At 71.3% G+C, this 17,351-nt stretch carries 16 protein-coding genes and 1 pseudogene; 11 read left to right on the top strand and 6 right to left on the bottom strand.

Features of this window, described 5'->3' with window-relative positions; translation table 11 throughout:
• Positions 1 to 365: DUF5318 domain-containing protein (locus E1166_RS22200; RefSeq protein ID WP_132341643.1), on the bottom strand; the 365-nt coding region annotated here is incomplete at its 3' end.
• A gap of 175 nt (positions 366 to 540) precedes the next feature.
• Here E1166_RS22200 and E1166_RS22195 point away from each other — a divergent pair.
• Positions 541 to 1,179 carry a PadR family transcriptional regulator gene (locus tag E1166_RS22195; protein WP_132270986.1) on the top strand — a complete coding sequence of 213 codons (639 nt, stop codon included), beginning with the start codon at positions 541 to 543 and terminating at the stop codon, positions 1,177 to 1,179.
• A gap of 23 nt (positions 1,180 to 1,202) precedes the next feature.
• A complete protein-coding gene (locus tag E1166_RS22190; protein WP_132341641.1) occupies positions 1,203 to 2,282 on the top strand; it encodes an inositol-3-phosphate synthase in 1,080 nt (359 codons plus the stop codon).
• Between the two features lie 88 nt (positions 2,283 to 2,370).
• Here the strand turns inward: E1166_RS22190 and E1166_RS22185 are convergent, their stop codons facing one another.
• The 3 genes from E1166_RS22185 to E1166_RS22175 form a co-directional block, all read right to left on the bottom strand.
• Positions 2,371 to 3,306 (bottom strand): hypothetical protein, encoded by a 936-nt coding sequence (locus E1166_RS22185; protein ID WP_132341639.1) that lies wholly within the window; start codon positions 3,304 to 3,306, stop codon positions 2,371 to 2,373.
• Between the two features lie 144 nt (positions 3,307 to 3,450).
• Positions 3,451 to 3,939: a methylated-DNA--[protein]-cysteine S-methyltransferase gene (locus tag E1166_RS22180; protein WP_132341637.1), complete on the bottom strand. Its 489-nt coding sequence runs from the start codon at positions 3,937 to 3,939 to the stop codon at positions 3,451 to 3,453.
• 70 nt (positions 3,940 to 4,009) lie between these two features.
• On the bottom strand, positions 4,010 to 4,414 hold the full coding sequence (locus E1166_RS22175) for a hypothetical protein (protein ID WP_132341635.1): 405 nt from the start codon (positions 4,412 to 4,414) through the stop codon (positions 4,010 to 4,012).
• A gap of 250 nt (positions 4,415 to 4,664) precedes the next feature.
• On the opposite strand from E1166_RS22175, the gene E1166_RS22170 reads away from it, so the two are divergent.
• Positions 4,665 to 5,177 (top strand): NfeD family protein, encoded by a 513-nt coding sequence (locus tag E1166_RS22170; RefSeq protein ID WP_132341633.1) that lies wholly within the window; start codon positions 4,665 to 4,667, stop codon positions 5,175 to 5,177.
• A 29-nt stretch (positions 5,178 to 5,206) separates the two neighbouring features.
• Positions 5,207 to 6,721, top strand: a complete 1,515-nt coding sequence (locus E1166_RS22165; RefSeq protein ID WP_132268105.1) for an SPFH domain-containing protein — start codon at positions 5,207 to 5,209, stop codon at positions 6,719 to 6,721.
• Between the two features lie 121 nt (positions 6,722 to 6,842).
• Here the strand turns inward: E1166_RS22165 and E1166_RS22160 are convergent, their stop codons facing one another.
• Complete coding sequence (locus tag E1166_RS22160; protein ID WP_132341631.1) at positions 6,843 to 8,303, bottom strand: CCA tRNA nucleotidyltransferase; 1,461 nt, start codon at positions 8,301 to 8,303, stop codon at positions 6,843 to 6,845.
• A gap of 125 nt (positions 8,304 to 8,428) precedes the next feature.
• Between E1166_RS22160 and murJ the strand changes: the two genes are divergently transcribed.
• The 7 genes from murJ to E1166_RS22125 all read left to right on the top strand — a co-directional run bounded on the left by murJ (position 8,429) and on the right by E1166_RS22125 (position 16,871).
• On the top strand, positions 8,429 to 10,171 hold the full coding sequence (murJ, locus tag E1166_RS22155; RefSeq protein WP_132341629.1) for a murein biosynthesis integral membrane protein MurJ: 1,743 nt from the start codon (positions 8,429 to 8,431) through the stop codon (positions 10,169 to 10,171).
• A gap of 434 nt (positions 10,172 to 10,605) precedes the next feature.
• Complete coding sequence (locus tag E1166_RS22150) at positions 10,606 to 12,219, top strand: protein kinase family protein (RefSeq protein WP_132341627.1); 1,614 nt, start codon at positions 10,606 to 10,608, stop codon at positions 12,217 to 12,219.
• 43 nt (positions 12,220 to 12,262) lie between these two features.
• Entirely contained in the window at positions 12,263 to 13,018 is a 756-nt protein-coding gene (gene sigM, locus E1166_RS22145) for an RNA polymerase sigma factor SigM (protein WP_132341625.1), read from the top strand.
• Entirely contained in the window at positions 13,015 to 14,022 is a 1,008-nt protein-coding gene (locus E1166_RS22140) for a hypothetical protein (RefSeq protein WP_132341623.1), read from the top strand. Before sigM ends, E1166_RS22140 begins: the two co-directional genes overlap by 4 nt.
• A gap of 178 nt (positions 14,023 to 14,200) precedes the next feature.
• Positions 14,201 to 15,154 (top strand): thioredoxin-disulfide reductase, encoded by a 954-nt coding sequence (gene trxB / locus E1166_RS22135; RefSeq protein ID WP_132341621.1) that lies wholly within the window; start codon positions 14,201 to 14,203, stop codon positions 15,152 to 15,154.
• 35 nt (positions 15,155 to 15,189) lie between these two features.
• Positions 15,190 to 15,513, top strand: coding sequence for a thioredoxin (gene trxA / locus E1166_RS22130; RefSeq protein WP_132185265.1), 324 nt, complete (start codon positions 15,190 to 15,192; stop codon positions 15,511 to 15,513).
• 200 nt (positions 15,514 to 15,713) lie between these two features.
• Positions 15,714 to 16,871, top strand: a complete 1,158-nt coding sequence (locus E1166_RS22125; protein WP_132341619.1) for an N-acetylmuramoyl-L-alanine amidase — start codon at positions 15,714 to 15,716, stop codon at positions 16,869 to 16,871.
• A gap of 55 nt (positions 16,872 to 16,926) precedes the next feature.
• Here E1166_RS22125 and E1166_RS22120 read toward each other — a convergent pair.
• Positions 16,927 to 17,351: pseudogene (locus tag E1166_RS22120) on the bottom strand (GNAT family N-acetyltransferase); the annotation flags it as partial.

The raw sequence follows: 17,351 nt of genomic DNA, 5'->3' as shown, positions 1-17,351 counted from the left end.
AGCCCGCCCCACCCGAGCAGGAACTGCTCGACGAGGTGGTTCCAGTCACAGCCGAGGCACACCTCCACCACGAAGACCTGGAACTCACGCAGCGTCATCGCCAGCGCGGGCAACTCGGCCAGGGCGCGTGCCTGACCGGCGGACTGCTTGAGTTCGTCCCCGTAAATGTAATGGACGTGGATGAGGTTCTCGCTCCGGCAGACCGGGCAGCGCTCCTCGGTGGGCTCACCGTGGAAGCGGGCAGCGTTCTTCAGGTACGGCGAGGCGTCGCAGACGTCGTACGTGCCGACCCGGCCGGCGAGGAGTTCACGCAGCACCGCTCGCTTCCGGAGCGAGTAGTCGACCACCTGGCGCTGCGTACGCATGCGGCAAAGGGTACGCGGTCCGGCCGGACGAGGCGACCGCCGTCACCATGCGTGATGCGAACCTTCCGGATCCGGGGGTTTGCCTCGACCCCCGCCGGGTATTAACGTGCGATGTATCGGCCCGATACATCGGGACGTCCAACGGTCCTGTGGGTGAGGTAGGAGAGGATGGCTCGTGCTCGAACTCGCCATTCTCGGTCTGCTGCAGGAGTCCCCCATGCACGGCTACGAGCTCCGCAAGGAACTCACCGCCAAGCTGGGAGCCATCCGGGCAGCCATCAGCTACGGCTCGCTCTACCCGACCCTGCGCAGGCTGCAGGCGGCGGGATGGATCACCGAAGCCGCCGAGACACCCGCCACCGCCGGGGAGGTTCCCGCGTTGACCAGCCGACGGGGTCGGGTGGTCTACACCATCACCGCCGAGGGCAAGGAACGCTTCGCGCAGCTCATCGCGCAGGCCGGTCCCGAGACGTACGACGACACGGGCTTCGGTGTGCACTTCGCGTTCTTTTCCCGGACCGACCAGGCAACCCGCCTACGCATCCTGGAGGGTCGCCGCCGCACCATAGAGGAACGTCGCGAGGGACTTCGCGACGTACTGGCCCGAGCGGCCGAGCGCCTCGACGCGTACACCCTGGAACTGCAACGCCACGGGCTCGACGCCTGTGAGCGCGAGGTCCGCTGGCTGGAGGAGCTCATCGCCAACGAGCGCTCCGGCCGTGCCCCGACGGTCCCGGGCACCGGGACGGCCGGCGGACGACGAGAAACCGACAGCCCGCCTCCGCCTGGAGAGTCCAGGAAAGAGCGGCCGTGATGAAGAAGAAGGAGGCAGACGCTATGGGCTCCGTCCGCGTCGCCATTGTCGGTGTGGGTAACTGCGCCTCGTCCCTCGTGCAGGGCGTGGAGTACTACCGCAACGCCGACCCGACCGACCGCGTCCCGGGTCTCATGCACGTCACCTTCGGCGACTACCACGTCTCCGACGTGCAGTTCGTCGCGGCGTTCGATGTGGACGCCAAGAAGGTGGGCATGGACCTCGCCGAGGCGATCGTCGCCAGCGAGAACAACACGATCAAGCTGTGCGACGTACCGCCGACCGGGGTGACCGTGCAGCGCGGCCCGACCTTCGACGGGCTGGGCCAGTACTACCGCGAGATCATCGAGGAGTCGGACGTCGAGCCGGTGGACGTGGCCCAGGCGCTGCGCGACGCCCAGGTCGACGTGGTGGTCTCCTATCTGCCGGTCGGTTCCGAGCAGGCCGACAAGTTCTACGCCCAGGCGGCGATCGACGCCGGCTGCGCGTTCGTCAACGCCCTGCCGGTCTTCATCGCCTCCGACCCCGAGTGGGCGCAGAAGTTCACCGACGCGGGCCTGCCGATCGTCGGCGACGACATCAAGAGCCAGGTCGGTGCGACCATCGTGCACCGCGCGCTGGCGAAGCTCTTCGAGGACCGTGGCGTCGAGCTGCTGCGCACGTACCAGCTCAACTTCGGCGGCAACATGGACTTCATGAACATGCTGGAGCGCAACCGGCTGGTCTCGAAGAAGATCTCGAAGACCCAGTCGGTCACCTCCCAGGTGCCGCACGAGATGGCCAAGAGCGACGTGCACATCGGCCCGTCCGACCACGTGCCGTGGCTCGACGACCGCAAGTGGGCGTACATCCGCCTGGAGGGCCGCTCCTTCGGTGACGCCCCGCTCAACGCCGAGCTGAAGCTCGAGGTGTGGGACTCGCCGAACTCGGCCGGCGTGATCATCGACGCCGTCCGGGCCGCGAAGATCGCCCTGGACCGCAAGATCGGTGGCCCGATCCTCTCGGCTTCCTCCTACTTCATGAAGTCTCCGCCCGTGCAGTACGCCGACCATGACGCGCACGCCGCCGTCGAGGCGTTCATCGCCGGTGAGGTCGAGCGCTGACGCGCTGACCAGCAGCACACCGAGGGCCGGGTCCGCGTGGACCCGGCCCTCGCGGCTTGCGGTCGATTGGGTACGTGGAACCGGCCGGTCACCTCCAGCGGGGCTTGCTCCGCTGGGCTGCGGCCGCGCGTTCCGCCCGACGGGCGGCGAGCGCCTCGGCGCTCAGCCGCTGCCCGCCGGACAGTGGCAGGAACATTGGGTTCACCTCGCCGTAGCTGATCACGAACGCCACCACGTCGATGATCACGTGCGTCGTCTTCAGCGTGTAGACCGAAATCAGGTCGAGGTCGTTGCTGACGCCCGAGAAGAACCCGTTCGACAACGTCTGGTTGTTCTCGAAGTTGATGGTCGAGAACTCCGCGGGGCGCGGCGTGCCCTCCGGGAAGATCTGGAGGAAGCCGGTGTCGAGTGGACTGGTGACCGTGACGTTGCCGAACACGCCCTCGCCGAAGAAGACGTAGTCGCCCAGGTTGACGTGGATCGTATGGCCGGCCATCAGCCGGCCGGAGCTGTCCAGGTTGCCGGTGCGGTTCTCGATCCGGGACCGCCCGAGGGGCGTCCGGGTGTCGATCACCCGTTGCGGCACGACCGGGACGATCCGGCTGGCGGTGCCGCTGGTGTAGACGAAGTCGACGATGCTGAACCCGTCGGACTGGCCGGAGACCGCCAGCAGGCTGCCGGCGCTGTTCATGCCGATCGAGCCGACCTCTGCGTTCGGCGGAAGGGTGTCCCCGCTCGGGGCGAGCCGCAGCGTCGGCTCGGCCAACATGCTGCCGTTCGAGCCCGGCGTCGTCCTGGAGTTTCCCAGCCGCAGGGTGGCGCCCGTCGCGGCTGTCCGCAACGTCGTGGCCTGGTCCACCGCGTCGTTGTCACGGCCCTGAAGGACCGGGTCCCCGGGATCTGCCCGGGCGGGGTCGGCGGCGCTCGCCCCGACCACCCCGCTGCCGGCGATCCCCGCCGCGACGGTGCCCGCCCGGCGCAACAGCCGGCGGCGGTTGACGGTCCTGTCCTGCCTGTCGTTCATGGGAGCCCTCGTCGAGGTCGGGCAGATCAGACGCCTCGATCCTCCGCGCCGAGCGTGATCCGTCGCATCGACCGATCGGTCGCTACCGATCCGCTCGGCCCGCCGACCCTCGTGCTCTCCGGTCAGTCGGGAGCCGCCAGCGGGTCAGCCGGAGCCGAGCAGGGAGCGTTCGAAGTCGACCCGCGCCTCCAGTTCGAGCAGGAAGCGTTTGCGGTCCAGCCCGCCGCCGAAGCCGACCAGCTTCGCGCCGGCGCCGACGATCCGGTGGCAGGGCACGATGACCGGAATCGGGTTGCGGTTGCAGGCCACCCCCACCGCCCGGGCCGCTCCCGCATCGCCGACCCGACGGGCCACCTCGCCGTAGGTCAGGGTTCCGCCATACGGGATCCGGATCATCTCCCGCCAGACCGCGCGCTCGAAGTCGGAGCCGCGAGGCGGCTCCACCGGCACCGTGAAGCCCTCCAACTCTCCCGCGAAGTACGCCCGCAACTCCGCGACGACCTGCCGGTCCAGCTCGTCGACGGGCTGCTCGATTGCCGCCGCGACCCGACCGAAGTGCGCGCCACGCACCGCCGCACCGTCGGTGGCCACGGAGAACTCCCCGATCGGCGAGTCGAGCACGGTCCAGCGCATGCGGGCCATTCTGCCCCTCGCCTGCGACACCAACCGAACCGGCAGGTTGGGCAGATCCTGTCGCGGCCGCTCACAGCAGGGCTATGCCGAGCAGCAGGGCGCCCGCGCTCAGGCTCGCTCCGCCCGCCACCGTGAGCCAGATCAGCTTGTTGGGCCGGGTGTCAGTCGGTCGCACGACGGAGAGGAAGAAGCCGAGCGGCATCAGGATCGGCGCGGCGACGAACAGCGACCGGATCAGCGTCCGTGTCCCGCCCGACACGTCGGCCTGGTCGATGTAGGGCAACGCGACGAGGGCGAAGAGGACCAGCACGCCGGCGTGCGCGTGGCCCGCCGTCCACATTCCCCGGCGGACGGGGTTGTCCAGGTAGCCGGGCTTCCGGCGGGCCAGGTGGGTGAGCAGGGTCAACCCGCCGTACGCGACCGCTACGACGGTGATCAGCAGGATTCCGGCCGTGGTGAGCGTGTCCGACGACATGGCGGCCCCTTTCTTGTCAATGCCAAGATGCCTTCCTCAACCCATCTTGTCAACGGCTAGTCCCCCAGGTCGGTCATCCTTCGAGCCAACCAGGCAAACGTCGGCCACGGTCACGCCTCTGAACATCAAAGGTGGACGGTGGCTGACGTGACCGACCGGGGGAGTTCACGTTCGTCAACGAGCGAGGTGGCTCCCGCGCTGACGGTTCGGCCAGCTCGCTCCCTTGCGCGCCGTCGATACCGTGCCGGGCATGGCCACCGGGACCATCATCTTCCTGATCATCGGTGCGGTCGGTGTCGGCGTGCTGGCGCTCGCGCTGCTCGGCGGCGAGCTGCTGCACTTCGGCCACCCCGACGTCGACGGTCCGGTCTCCCTCGAGGTCCTCGCCGGGTTCCTCGGCGCGTTCGGCTTCGGCGCCGCCATCGTCAACGAGCTGGTCGGTGGGCGTACCCCGGTCATGGTCGGGGCGGCGGCGGCCGGAGGCGCGCTGGCGGCGGTGCCGGCCGCGTGGCTGGCGGCCCGACTCAGCCGGGCGGCGCGTAACATGCGGACCGACCCCACCCCCACCCGTGACCACCTGGTCGGCGCGATCGGCCTGGTGGTCACTCCGGTGCCCGTCGACGGCTACGGCGAGGTCCGGCTACGCGTCGCCGGCCAGCCGGTCAAGCTCAACGCCCGCGCAGACCGTCCAATCCCGATCGGCGCGCAGGTCTTCGTGGTCGAGGCGCTGAGCGAGACCAGCGTGCACGTCGAGACCTACTGAACCCCCTCACCAAGAAACAGGACGGTCACATGCCCCTTCTCTTCGCCATCGGCGGCGCGGTCCTCCTCGTCCTCGTTCTCGTCTTCTTCGTGCTCTCCCGGATCAAGGTCGCCGGCCCGAACGAGGCGTTCATCGTCACCGGGCGCAAGGGCCGTACCACCCAGACGGCCGACGGCGGCCGGTCCACCGACATGTCCGGCCAGAAGGTCGTCCTCGGTGCCTCGGTGTTCGTGCTGCCGGTGGTGCAGAAACTCCAGTCGTTGGACCTGTCCAGCCGTCGGATCGACGTCGGCATCCGGGGCGCGGTCAGCAAGCAGGGCATCCGCACCGACCTGCACGGTGTGGCGATCGTCAAGGTGGGCGGCACCGAGGACGCCATCCGCGCCGCCGCCCAACGGTTCCTGCACCAGCAGGACGAGATCGACAACTTCACCCGGGAGGTGCTGGCCGGTGCGCTGCGCTCGATCGTCGGCCGGCTCACCGTCGAGGAGGTCATCCGGGACCGGGCGGCGTTCGCCAGCGCGGTCGCCGAGGAGGCCGAGCACTCGATGACCAACCAGGGCCTGGTGCTGGACACCTTCCAGCTCCAGGACATTCTGGCCGAGGGCTCCTACCTGCAGGATCTGGGTCGGCCGGAGGCCGCCCGGGTGCTCAAGGACGCGGCCATCGCCGAGGCCCGGGCCCGGCAGCAGGCCGAGCAGGAGCGGCTGCTGGCCGAGGAGGCGATCGCCGAGGCGAACCGGAACCTGTCGCTGAAGCAGGCCGCCATCCAGGCGGAGATCGACGCGGCGAAGGCGAAGTCGGCGGCGGCCGGGCCGCTCGCCCAGGCCGAGCGGGACCAGGCGATCCTCTCCGAGCAGCAGAAGGTGGCCGAGCGCAACGCCGAACTCAAGCAGCGCCAGCTCGACACCGAGGTACGCAAGCCCGCCGACGCGGCCCGCTACAAGGTGGAGCAGGAGGCCGAGGCGGCCCGCAACGCGGCGGTGCTGAACGCCGACGCGCAGCGGCAGGCCACCATCGCCGCCGCCCAGGCCGCCGCCGAGCAGGCCCGGCTGACCGGTGAGGGCGAGCGGGCCCGCCGGGCCGCGCTGGCCGAGGCGAACGCGATCGAGGGCGCCAAGGAGGGTGAGGCCGAGCAGCGCCGGCGCTCCGCGATCGCCGAGGCGGTCGAGCGGGAGGGCCAGGCCGAGGCCGCGGCGATCCTGGCCAGGGGGCAGGCGGAGGCGGACGCGATGGCCCGCAAGGCCGAGGCGTTCGCCGCGTACGGCGAGGCGGCCGTGCTGGATTTGCTGGTGAAGGTGCTGCCGCAGGTGGTCGAGGCGGCCAGCGCCCCGATCGGGGCGATCGACAAGATGACGGTGATCTCCACCGACGGCGCGTCGTCACTGACGAAGTCGGTGGCCGGCAACGTGGCGCAGGGGCTCCAGCTCGGCAGCGACCTGACCGGCATCGACCTGGCCGGCCTGCTGGCCAGGCTGGGTGGCGCATCGTCGGCGGGCAACGGGAAGCCACCGGTCGAGTCCAGCGCGGTCGAGACCCGCTGACGGGTACGACGACAGGGGTCGCCCGGAAGCTGCGGGCGACCCCTGTCGCGTCTGCCCGGTCCACCGGGACCGGCTCCGGATGCGGCAAACGGGGGGTGCCCCAGTGTGGGGCATCCCCGGCTCAGGAGACTATGCCCTGCTCGCGGGCCCAGCGCAGCAGCTCCGCCTCGGCCTCGTCGCGGTCCAGCGGACCGCGCTCCAGGCGCAGCTCCTTGAGGTGCTGCCACGCCTTCCCGACCACCGGCCCCGGCGGCACACCGAGCAACTCCATGATCGCGTTGCCGTCCAGGTCGGGTCGGACCCGGGCCAGGTCCTCCTCGGCGGCAATCCGGACGATCCGCTCCTCCAGCGCGTCGTAGTCGGCGGCGAGCTGCGCGGCCTTGCGCCGGTTTCGGGTGGTGCAGTCCGACCGGGTCAGCTTGTGTAGCCGGGAGAGCAGGTCACCGGCGTCGGTGACGTACCGGCGCACCGCCGAGTCGGTCCACTCGCCCCGGCCGTACCCGTAGAAGCGCAGGTGCAGGCCGACCAGCTTGGTGACCTGCGCGGTGACGTCCTTCGGATACCGCAGCGCCTTCATCCGGGCCTTGGTGAGCCGGGCGCCGACCACCTCGTGGTGGTGGAAACTGACCCGGCCGTCCGGGCCGACCGCCTTCGTGGCCGGCTTGCCCACGTCGTGCATGAGCGCGGCCATCCGCAGGACGAAGTCGCAGCCGTCGGTCTCGTACGACATCGCGTTACTCACCACGGTGAGGGTGTGCTCGTAGACGTCCTTGTGCTGGGCGTGCTCGTCGATCTCCAGCTTGAGCCCGGTCAGTTCGGGTAGGAACCGCTCGGCCAGCCCGGTGTCCACCAGCAGCCGCAGCCCGGTGATCGGGTCGGCCGCGCAGAGCAGCTTGGTGAACTCGTCGCGGATCCGCTCGGCGGTGATCCGGTCCAGGTCCGCCGCCATCCGGGTCATCGCCGCGCGCACGTCCGGGTGCACGGCGAAGCGCAGTTGCGCGGCGAAGCGGGCGGCGCGCAGCATTCGCAGCGGATCGTCGCCGAAGGACTCCCGGGGCGTGCCCGGGGTACGGATCACCTTGGCGGCAAGGTCCTCCACACCGCCGTACGGGTCGGTGAACCGGTGGTCGGGCAGGCTCACCGCCATCGCGTTGACGGTGAAGTCCCGCCGGCGCAGGTCGTCGGCGAGGCTGGTGCCGTACTCGACGACCGGGTTGCGGCTGACCTGGTCGTACGCCTCGGCGCGGAAGGTGGTGATCTCCAGCCGGAGCCCGTCGCGCTGGCAGCCGATGGTGCCGAACTCCCGGCCGGTCTCCCAGATCGACTCGGCCCAGCCCTTGACGATGCGGATCGTCTCGTCCGGGTGGGCGTCGGTGCAGAAGTCCAGGTCGTCGCCGAGTCGCCCGAGCAGGGCGTCGCGGACGGAACCGCCCACCAGGTGCAGCTCGTGGCCGGCGTGCGCGAACCTGCGGCCGAGCTCGTCGGCGACCGGGGAGACGCGGAGCAGCTCGGCGACGGCGTTGCGCTGCGCTGCGGTGAGTTCGCGGCGGTCGGCGGCGTGGGGAGCGGAGGCTTCGGACATGGGATCGCCAGCCTATCGGGCCGGGGCGCGATCCGATCCGCCGGGCGCGGGTATGCGGCCCCGGTTGACTATGGTCATGGCGTGCGGGCCGAAGCCGGTTCCGACGTACCCCTTGGAGGCTGGAGATGAGCGGCGGGCTCTACCGCAGCGCGAACGCCGCGCAGGGAGGCGGCCCGCGGCCGGGTGACGACGCCACCTTCATCTCGGCGGAGCCGCTGAACCAGCCGGGCGCGGAGGCCGCCGCGCCGCCGCAGGAGGTGGTGGCGGAGACGAGCGCCGCGGCGAACAGCGCGGTGATGGCGGTCGGCAGCCTGGTCAGCCGGGGTACGGGCTTCGTCCGCAACCTGATGATCGGCGCCGCCCTGGGCAACGCGGTCGGCGACGTCTACACCACCGCCCTGTTCCTGCCGAACCAGGTGTACGAGTTCCTGCTCGGCGGCGTGCTGACCAGTGTGCTGATCCCGGTGCTGGTACGCCGGCGCAAGACCGACCCGGACCGGGGCGAGGCGTACGCCCAGCGGCTGCTGACCCTCGCGGTGCTCGCGCTGGCCGCCGCCGTGGTGGTCGCCCTGGCGTTGGCCTCGACGCTGACCGCCATCTACGCCGGCGGCAAGGACGACGACTACACCGGCCTGGTCACCGACCTGTCGTACCTGATGTTGCCGATGCTGTTCTTTACCGGCGTGAGCGCGCTGATCGCCGCGGTGCTGAACACCCGGGGTCACTTCGCCGCCCCGATGTGGGCGCCGATCCTCAACAACCTGGTGGTCATCGGCGTCTTCGGCGCGTACATCGTGGTCTACGGTGCCCGGGCGTTGCGGCCGGACCAGATGGACCTGGGGCGGATCCTGCTGGTCGGCGGCGGCACCCTGCTCGGCGTCGCGGTGCAGGCCGCCGGCCTGCTGCCCGCGCTGCGCAAGGTGGGTTTCCGGTGGAAGCTGCGGTTCGACTTCCGCGAGTTGGGGCTGCGGGAGCTGGCCCAGCTCGGCGGCTGGATGTTCTGCTACGTCGCGGTCAACCAGCTCGGTCTCTTCGTGGTGGTCAACCTGCTCACCCGGGCCGGTGGGGGGAAGAACGCCGGCCTGCTGATCTACAACAACGTCTTCCTGCTGTTGATGATGGCGCACGGCATCATCGCCGTGTCGATCATCACGGCGCTGATGCCCCGGATGAGCGCCGCCGCCGCGGACGGCCGGTTCCACGACGTCACCGCCGACCTGTCCCGGGGCACCCGCATGGTCACCGCGGTCCTCGCCCCGATCGCGGTCTGCTACGCGGTGCTGGCCGCGCCGATCTCGGTGGTGGTCTTCCGGTACGGCGCGTTCACCGGCGACAACGCGGTGGCCACCTCGACGGTGCTGCTGGTCGCCGCGGTGGGCCTGGTGCCGTTCGCGATCAGCCAGCTCTTCACGTTCGCCTTCTACGCGCTGCCGGACACCCGCACCCCGGCGCTGGTGAACATCCCGGTGGTGGCGCTGCGGGTGGCGCTCCAGGTCGGACTCTTCGTCGTCTTCTCACCCGTCTTCGCCGCGGCCGGCATGATGCTCGGCAACGCCCTCTCGTACGTGGCGGCGGCGGTGTTGTCGGCGATGCTGCTGCGCCCCCGGGTGGGGCGGATCGGGCTCGGCCGGATCATGCGGACGATGGGCAAGGTGGTTCTCGCCGCGCTTGGCGCGGCCCTGGTCGGCCTGCTGGTGGTCAGCCTGCTCCCCGGCGACCCACGGGAGCTGAGCCGGTTCGAGGCGGTCGTGCAGCTGGTGGTCGGCGGGGCCGTGATCGGGGTGACCTACCTCGGGCTGGCGACGGTGCTGCGGATCGGCGAGATCACCGAGGTGGTCGGCATGGTCCGGCGCAAGCTCGGCCGCTGAGCGGGCCCAGCAGACACACGCCACGGAGGGTGAACGAGGATCACCAGCCTGGGGACACGGCTGTGGATAACTCGGCATCTCCCCGCTCAGCTGCCGGAAAGTCCTGTGGATAACCATCCGTACGGCTGAGCATCGGGGGCCGTTCGGCGGGAAGCCGTGCGGTGCCACCCGGGCCGCCACACCCAGGCCGGCCCCTGCGGTGGCTACTTGCGGTCAACCCGTAGATTGGCTAGTACATGTGCCAGCAACGTGGCTGACAACGGTCACAACCGGACGAGGTCGGCCACTTCCGGCACCTCGCCGTGTGCGGCGGGAAGATGACATGTCGGTACGACGGGTGGTCCGGGTAAGGTCGCACTGGACGGACCCGGCAGGTGGCCGACGCCCACGTCGACCCTCCGGCCGGTTCCTTCGAAGGCAGAGCGGGAAGCCAGATGCCCAGCAGCGCGGGTCCATCGATCGACACGATCACCGAGGGAGGACGGGTGACCCAGGTCGGCGAGGGTCAGGAGGCGGAGGAGTCCGCTCCGGTCATGACCTTCGGTGCTCCCACGGCCGGTGAGATCCTCGCCGAGCGGTACGAACTGGTCGAGCACATCAACAACGACAGCGCCGGGCGGCTCGTCTGGCGGGGGGTCGACGTCGTGCTGCGCCGACCGGTCGCGGTGGTGCTGCGCTACCCCGGCGGCGACTCCGCCACCGAGATGCTCCAGGCCGCCGTGGCCGCCAGCCGGGTCATCCACCCCAACCTGGTCGGCGTCTACGACGCGATCGACGAGAGCGAGCGGGCGTACGTCGTCCGCGAGTGGGTCGACGGGCGTTCGCTGCGCGAACTGGTCGTCGAGGGGCCGCTGGACCCGGCCCGCGCCACCGCGATCGGCAACGCCGTGGCCAGCGCGCTCGCCTCCGTGCACGCCACCGGCATGGTGCACGGCAACGTCCATCCCGGCACCGTGATGATCAGCGACGACGGCCGGGTGGTGCTGGCCGACGCGCGCACCGACTGCGCCGACAGCCAGGAGAACGACGTCCGGGCGGTCGGCGGCATCCTCTACTTCGCACTCACCGGGCACTGGCCGCACGCGGAGGCACCGCTACGCGGCGCGACGGCGGGGCACGGCCGGGCGGGCATCGTGGACGCGGTCCGCGACGCCAGCGGTTCCATCGCCGCGCCCCGGCAGGTCCGCGCCGGGGTGCCGGCGTACCTCGACGACCTCACCATGGACCTGCTCGACGGCGAGATCGCCCCGCCCACCTCGGACGTGCTCGCCGCCGAACTGGGTCGCCTCGACGTCCCCGCCGAGGACCACTTCCTCGACCAGACCGGCACCATCCGGTTCACGGCGGACCCGGGCGACGAGCCCTCGCCGCTGGCCGCCGCCGGGGGCCGGAAGGTCGCCGTGGGCATCGCCGGCCTGCTGGCGGTCGCCCTGGTCGCTCTCCTCGTCGGCATCAGCGTCTTCGATGGTGACGACGACTCGCCCAGGACGCAGCCCGTGGCCGGCCCGTCGGCGAGCGCCCCGGCTTCCGGCGACGCCACCTCACCCGCCGCGCGAATCCGCCCGCTCACCATCGAGGACGTCCGGATCATCGACCCGGGCGGGGACCGCGGCGAGCTGCGCAACGCCGAGCGGGTGATCGACGGCGACGAGGACAAGGGCTGGGAAACCGCCACCTATCAGAACTCGGGCAAGTTCGGGAACCTGCCTGGCAAGACCGGCATGGGAGTCTGGATCGACCTGGGCGAACCGCATTCGGTCAAGTCGGTACGCGCGGTCCTCTCGTCCACCGGCGCCTCCGCCGAACTGCGGACCGGCAACGCCGACTTCCCGTCCACCTCCTCCGGCGACAAGCAGCTCGTGGCCGCCTACACGGACCGGATCGGTCAGCCGTTCGAGGAGCACAACGGCACCACGATGACCTTCAACGGGTTCAACCCGGAGGAGAAGTACCAGTACCTGCTCTTCTGGATCACCGAGCTGCCCGAGAAGGAGAGCGGCGAGGGCTGGAAGCTCGGCGTCCAGGAAATCACGGTCCAGGGGTCGTGAGCCGTCCGTCACGATCCCGGCACCGCCTCGTACGGATGTGGTGATGACCGGGGGCGGGGGGCGGACGCCCGATCCGGTGGGCGGCAGCCTGCCGGCCACCGAGCTGCCGGCCGCCGAGCTGTCCGATCTCGAACTGCTCCGGGCCCACGTCGCCGGTGACCGGGCCGCCTTCACCGAGCTGTTCCACCGGCACCGCGACCGGCTCTGGGCGGTGGCGCTGCGTACCCTCGGTGACCGCGAGGAGGCCGCCGACGCCCTCCAGGACGCGCTCCTGTCCGCCCACCGGGCCGCCGCGCGGTTCCGGGGCGACTCAGCCGTCACCACCTGGCTGCACCGGATCGTGGTGAACGCCTGCCTGGACCGTATCCGTCGCCGGCAGGCCCACCCGACCGTCCCGCTGCCCGACGGCACCCGCACCGAGGACGGCGCCGGTGGTGTCGAACCGGCCGCCCCGACCACCGACCACGACACCGCGCTGGTGGTCCGGGCCGCCCTGGCCACGCTCCCGGCCGAACAGCGGGCCGCGCTCGTCCTGGTGGACGTGCAGGGGTACCCGGTGGCCGAGGCGGCCCGGATCCTCGGCGTGGCCGAGGGGACGGTCAAGAGCCGCTGCGCCCGGGGCCGGGCCCGGCTGGCGGTACAGCTCGGGCACCTGCGGACCGGGGTCGACCCCGCCATCTCGGGTGCGCGCACCGACGGAAACGTGCCGGGGGTCACCACGGGGAACCCACGGGCCGCGGAGGGCGTCGGATCGGGGTCGGGGCGCTCCCGGCGGGATGCCAACCAGGAGGACACGTGACAACCGGGGAGTTCAGCGGGGTCGATCACGACCTGCTCGCCGACTACCTCGGCGGGTCGCTGGACGGCACCCCGGAGGAGGCCGTCGTCGCACGGCGGGTCGCGGAGGATCCCGCCTGGGCCGACGCGTACGCCGCCCTGGCCACCGCGCTCGCCCGGGTGACCGCCGACCTCGCCGACCTCGCCGAACCGGCCCCGCAGATGCCGCTGGCGGTGGTGGACCGGCTCACCGCCGCTCTCGCCGGTGCGGGTCCGGCACCCGCCATGTCGGATCCGCCCGTCGGATCCGACGCTGCGGTACCCGATGACCCGTTCGACGCCGCCTGGTCGGGCGTCGCGGCGCAGCCTCCAGCCGACGCTGTGCGGGCCGACGGTCGGATTCTGCCCGCCCAGGGCGGTCGCCTGACACCGCGTACCCCGGTTTCCCGGCGGGACGACGCGAGCGGGCCGGGGCGGCGGCGCCGCTGGACCCGGTTCGTCGCCCCGGTGGCGGTCGCCGCCGCCTCGATCGCCGTCATGGGGCTCGGCGTCGACCTGCTCGGACGCTCCGGCGCCGGAGATGGCGCCGACACGGCAGCCGGCGGCTCCGCCGCCCAACAGGCGGCATACCGGGTGACTGATGCGCCGCAGCACAGTGGTGTCGACTGGACGCCGGAGACGCTGGCCGACGGCGCGCTGGCGAGCCTGCGTCCACTGGCCAGCCCACCCTCCGAGACCGCCCCGAAAGAGAGCGCGGTGCAGGGCGGCCGGCTGGCCGGGCCTGGCAACCTGGACCGGCTCGGTGACCCGTCGGCACTGCACGCCTGCCTCTCCGAGGTCTCCGCCGCGCACGGGCAGGGGCCGATCGATCTGACGCTGGTCGACTACGCATCGTTCCGAGGAGCGCCGGCGCTGGTGCTCCGGTTCGCCGACCCGACCGGGGATCGGTGGGTGTGGGTGAGCGGGCCCGAGTGCGGCGTGCCGGGGTCCGGCGCGGACACCCGCTACCAGGCGCGGGTAGGGTGATGCCGCGGTCACCGGTCCTCTGTTGCCGCGTGACGTGACCCACCGCGTGGTCGGCCCGGGAATCCGCGCTTCGTACGATGACGTTCTGCAAGTCAGTTGCCGGCGTGACTGAGTCGTCGGCACTCGGGATCGACATCGGTGCGCCGCCGATGCCGCACACACACATCGGGAGACGGCAGTGGACGATGTCCGCAACCTGATCATCATCGGCTCCGGGCCGGCCGGCTACACCGCAGCGGTCTACGCCGCGCGCGCCAACCTGAAGCCACTGGTCATCGAGGGTGTGCAGTCCGGCGGCGCGCTGATGACCACCACCGAGGTGGAGAACTTCCCCGGTTTCGCCGACGGCATCCTCGGCCCCGAGCTGATGGACAACATGCGCAAGCAGGCCGAGCGGTTCGGCGCGGAGTTCCTCACCGACGACGTCACCCGGGTCGAGCTGACCGACACCGGCAAGGTGGGTTCGGACGAGGTCAGCACCGTCTGGGTGGGTCAGACCGCCCACCGGGCGAAGGCCGTCATCCTGGCCACCGGTTCGGCCTGGCGCCCGCTGGGGGTGCCGGGAGAGCAGGAGTACCTGGGGCACGGCGTCTCGTCCTGCGCGACCTGCGACGGGTTTTTCTTCCGTGGGCAGCACATCGTGGTGGTGGGCGGCGGTGACTCCGCCATGGAGGAGGCCAGCTTCCTCACCCGGTTCGCCGAGTCGGTGACCATCATCCATCGGCGTGACTCGTTCCGGGCCAGCAAGATCATGGCGGACCGGGCACTCAGCAACGGCAAGATCAAGGTGGAGTGGAACACCACTGTCGAGGAGATCCTCGGGGCGGACGGCAAGGTCACCGGCGTCCGGGTCCGCAACGTGCACAGCGGCGAGACCAAGGTGCTCGACGTGACCGGCGTCTTCGTGGCGATCGGGCACGACCCGCGCAGCGAACTCTTCCGCGACCAGGTGGAGTTGGACGACGAGGGCTACGTCAAGGTCCAGGCCCCCAGCACCCGGACCAGCATCCCCGGCGTCTTCGCCGCCGGCGACCTGGTCGACCACACGTACCGGCAGGCCATCACCGCCGCCGGCACCGGCTGCGCCGCGGCCCTCGACGCGGAACGCTTCATCGCCACGATCCAGAGCTGAACAATCGAGAATGAACTGAAGAGGAGAGGGTCTCAGTGGGAGCAACCAAGGTCGTCACCGACGCGAACTTCGCCACCGACGTGCTGAAGTCCGACAAGCCGGTGCTGGTGGACTTCTGGGCGGAGTGGTGCGGGCCGTGCCGTAAGGTCTCGCCGCTGCTGGAGGAGATCGCGGGCGAGATGGGAGACAAGGTCTCCATCGTCAAGCTCAACATCGACGAGAACCCGGAGACCGCCCGCGCCTACCGCGTGATGTCGGTCCCGACCCTCACCGTCTTCAAGAACGGCGAGCCGGTGCAGTCGATCGCCGGCGCCAAGCCCAAGGGCGAGTTGGTCCGGCTGATCGAATCCGCGCTCTGAGCTGCGCAGCAGGCGCGATCCCCGTACCCGATGGGTACGGGGATCGCGCCTTTCTGGGCTCTGACCTGCGCGAAACCGCCAACCTGGCCAGGACCGGCCACGGTAGGCTCCGTAAGCATCCGTTGGGCGCAGAGCGCCTTTCGCCGCAAGTCCCGGCCGGCGTGTCTGACGCGCCCCGCCAGCAGCAGAGGGGGTCGTGCGTGCGTCCGATCCGACCCGGTGACCGTGGACCGGCCGTGGCGGAGATCCGCAGGATCCTCACCGGCCTCGACCTGCTCCCCCCGTCGGCCGACGACACGTTCGACACGGCCACCGAACGCGCCGTGCGGGCCTTCCAGCAGTCCCGGGGGCTCAGCGTCGACGGACGGGTCGGCGCGGAGACCTGGCGGGCCCTGGACGCGGCACGCTGGCGGCTCGGCGCCCGCACCCTCTACCACGCGGTGCCCGAGCCCCTCTGCGGGGAGGACGTCCGATCGCTGCAGGAACGCCTGCTGGAGATGGGATACGACGTGGGCCGCGCCGACGCGATCTACGGCGTCCGCACCTCCCGGGCGGTGGCCCAGTTCCAACGCGAGGTCGGGCTGACACCGGACGGCACCTGCGGACCGCACACCATGAGCGCGCTGCGCCGGCTCGGACGCAAGGTGGTCGGCGGCCGACCACAGTGGCTACGCGAGTCCGACGCGATCCGGCAGTCCGGACCGACCCTGGTCGGACGGACGGTGGTCCTCGATCCCGGCCACGGCGGCACCGACCCGGGGGTGGTGGTGCCGGACGGGCCGCTGCGCTGGACCGAGGCGGAGCTGGTGCACGACCTGGCCAGCCGGCTGGAGGGCCGGCTCGCCGCCGTGGGCGTCCGGGTGCAGCTCACCCGCGGCCCGGCCCCCGGCAGATGTCTGCCCGACACCGAACGGGCCCAGTTGGCCAACTCCCTCGGCGCCGACGTGTTCCTCTCGCTGCACACCGACGGGCACGCCAACCCCGAGGCGGAGGGGGTCGCCACCTACCACTACGGCACGGACAACGGGGTCACCTCCGCCACCGGGGAGCGGCTGGCCGGGCTCGTGCAGCGGGAGATCGTGGCGCGGACCGGGCTACGCGACTGTCGTACCCACGCCAAGGCGTGGGACCTGCTCCGGTTGACCAGGATGCCGGCGGTTCGGGTCGAGGTCGGCTACCTCACCTCACCCCGGGACCGGGAACGGCTGATCGATCCGCGCTTCCGGGACCGGGTCGTGGAGGCGATCGTGGCAGCCGTGCAACGGATGTTCTTCCCGGTCGAACGGGACGTGCCGACCGGCTCGATCGACGTCAGCGAGCTGCGCGCGGTGGTGGCCGCCGGCGCGGTGGCCGACTGAAAGTATCGCCCTGCCCGTGCCGGGGCGCTGTCCTCCGCGCACGGCCCCGGGCGGCTCAGCCGGCGACGCCGTGGGTGGCCGGAGCCGGCCGGACCGGGCGCAGCAGCGTCTCCGGGCTCATCGAGCCGAGCAGCTTCTCCAGCGCGTACTCGACGTCCGACTTCCAGCTCAGCGCGGTTCGCAGCTCCAGGCGCAGCCGGGGGTAGCGGGGGTGCGGGCGGACCGTCTTGAAGCCCACCGACAGGAAGAAGTCGGCCGGAGCAACGCAGGCCCGGGTCGCCTCGCCCGCGTCGTCGCCGAACTTGGCGTCGCCGAACGCCTCGATCGCCTTGATACCCCGCTTGGTCAGATCGCGGGCGACCCCCTGGACGAGCATCCGGCCCAGGCCGCCCCCGGCGAAGGCCGGCACCACGTTCGCGGTCATCAACAGGGCCGCGTCGGCGGAGACCGGGGAGGTGGGGAAGGCCATCGAGCGGGGGA

Origin of the sequence: Micromonospora sp. KC213 (assembly GCF_004348325.1) — a bacterium.
In the GTDB taxonomy this organism is placed as follows: Bacteria; Actinomycetota; Actinomycetes; order Mycobacteriales; family Micromonosporaceae; genus Micromonospora.
This window is presented reverse-complemented; position numbering and strand designations above follow the sequence as displayed.

Coding starts and splice junctions, on each gene's coding strand:
- E1166_RS22190 (WP_132341641.1), top strand. CDS start 1,203: ATGGGCTCCGTCCGCGTCGCCATTGTCGGTGTGGGTAACTGCGCCTCG.
- E1166_RS22185 (WP_132341639.1), bottom strand. CDS start 3,306: ATGAACGACAGGCAGGACAGGACCGTCAACCGCCGCCGGCTGTTGCGC.
- E1166_RS22180 (WP_132341637.1), bottom strand. CDS start 3,939: ATGCGCTGGACCGTGCTCGACTCGCCGATCGGGGAGTTCTCCGTGGCC.
- E1166_RS22175 (WP_132341635.1), bottom strand. CDS start 4,414: ATGTCGTCGGACACGCTCACCACGGCCGGAATCCTGCTGATCACCGTC.
- E1166_RS22170 (WP_132341633.1), top strand. CDS start 4,665: ATGGCCACCGGGACCATCATCTTCCTGATCATCGGTGCGGTCGGTGTC.
- E1166_RS22165 (WP_132268105.1), top strand. CDS start 5,207: ATGCCCCTTCTCTTCGCCATCGGCGGCGCGGTCCTCCTCGTCCTCGTT.
- E1166_RS22160 (WP_132341631.1), bottom strand. CDS start 8,303: ATGTCCGAAGCCTCCGCTCCCCACGCCGCCGACCGCCGCGAACTCACC.
- murJ (WP_132341629.1), top strand. CDS start 8,429: ATGAGCGGCGGGCTCTACCGCAGCGCGAACGCCGCGCAGGGAGGCGGC.
- E1166_RS22150 (WP_132341627.1), top strand. CDS start 10,606: ATGCCCAGCAGCGCGGGTCCATCGATCGACACGATCACCGAGGGAGGA.
- sigM (WP_132341625.1), top strand. CDS start 12,263: ATGACCGGGGGCGGGGGGCGGACGCCCGATCCGGTGGGCGGCAGCCTG.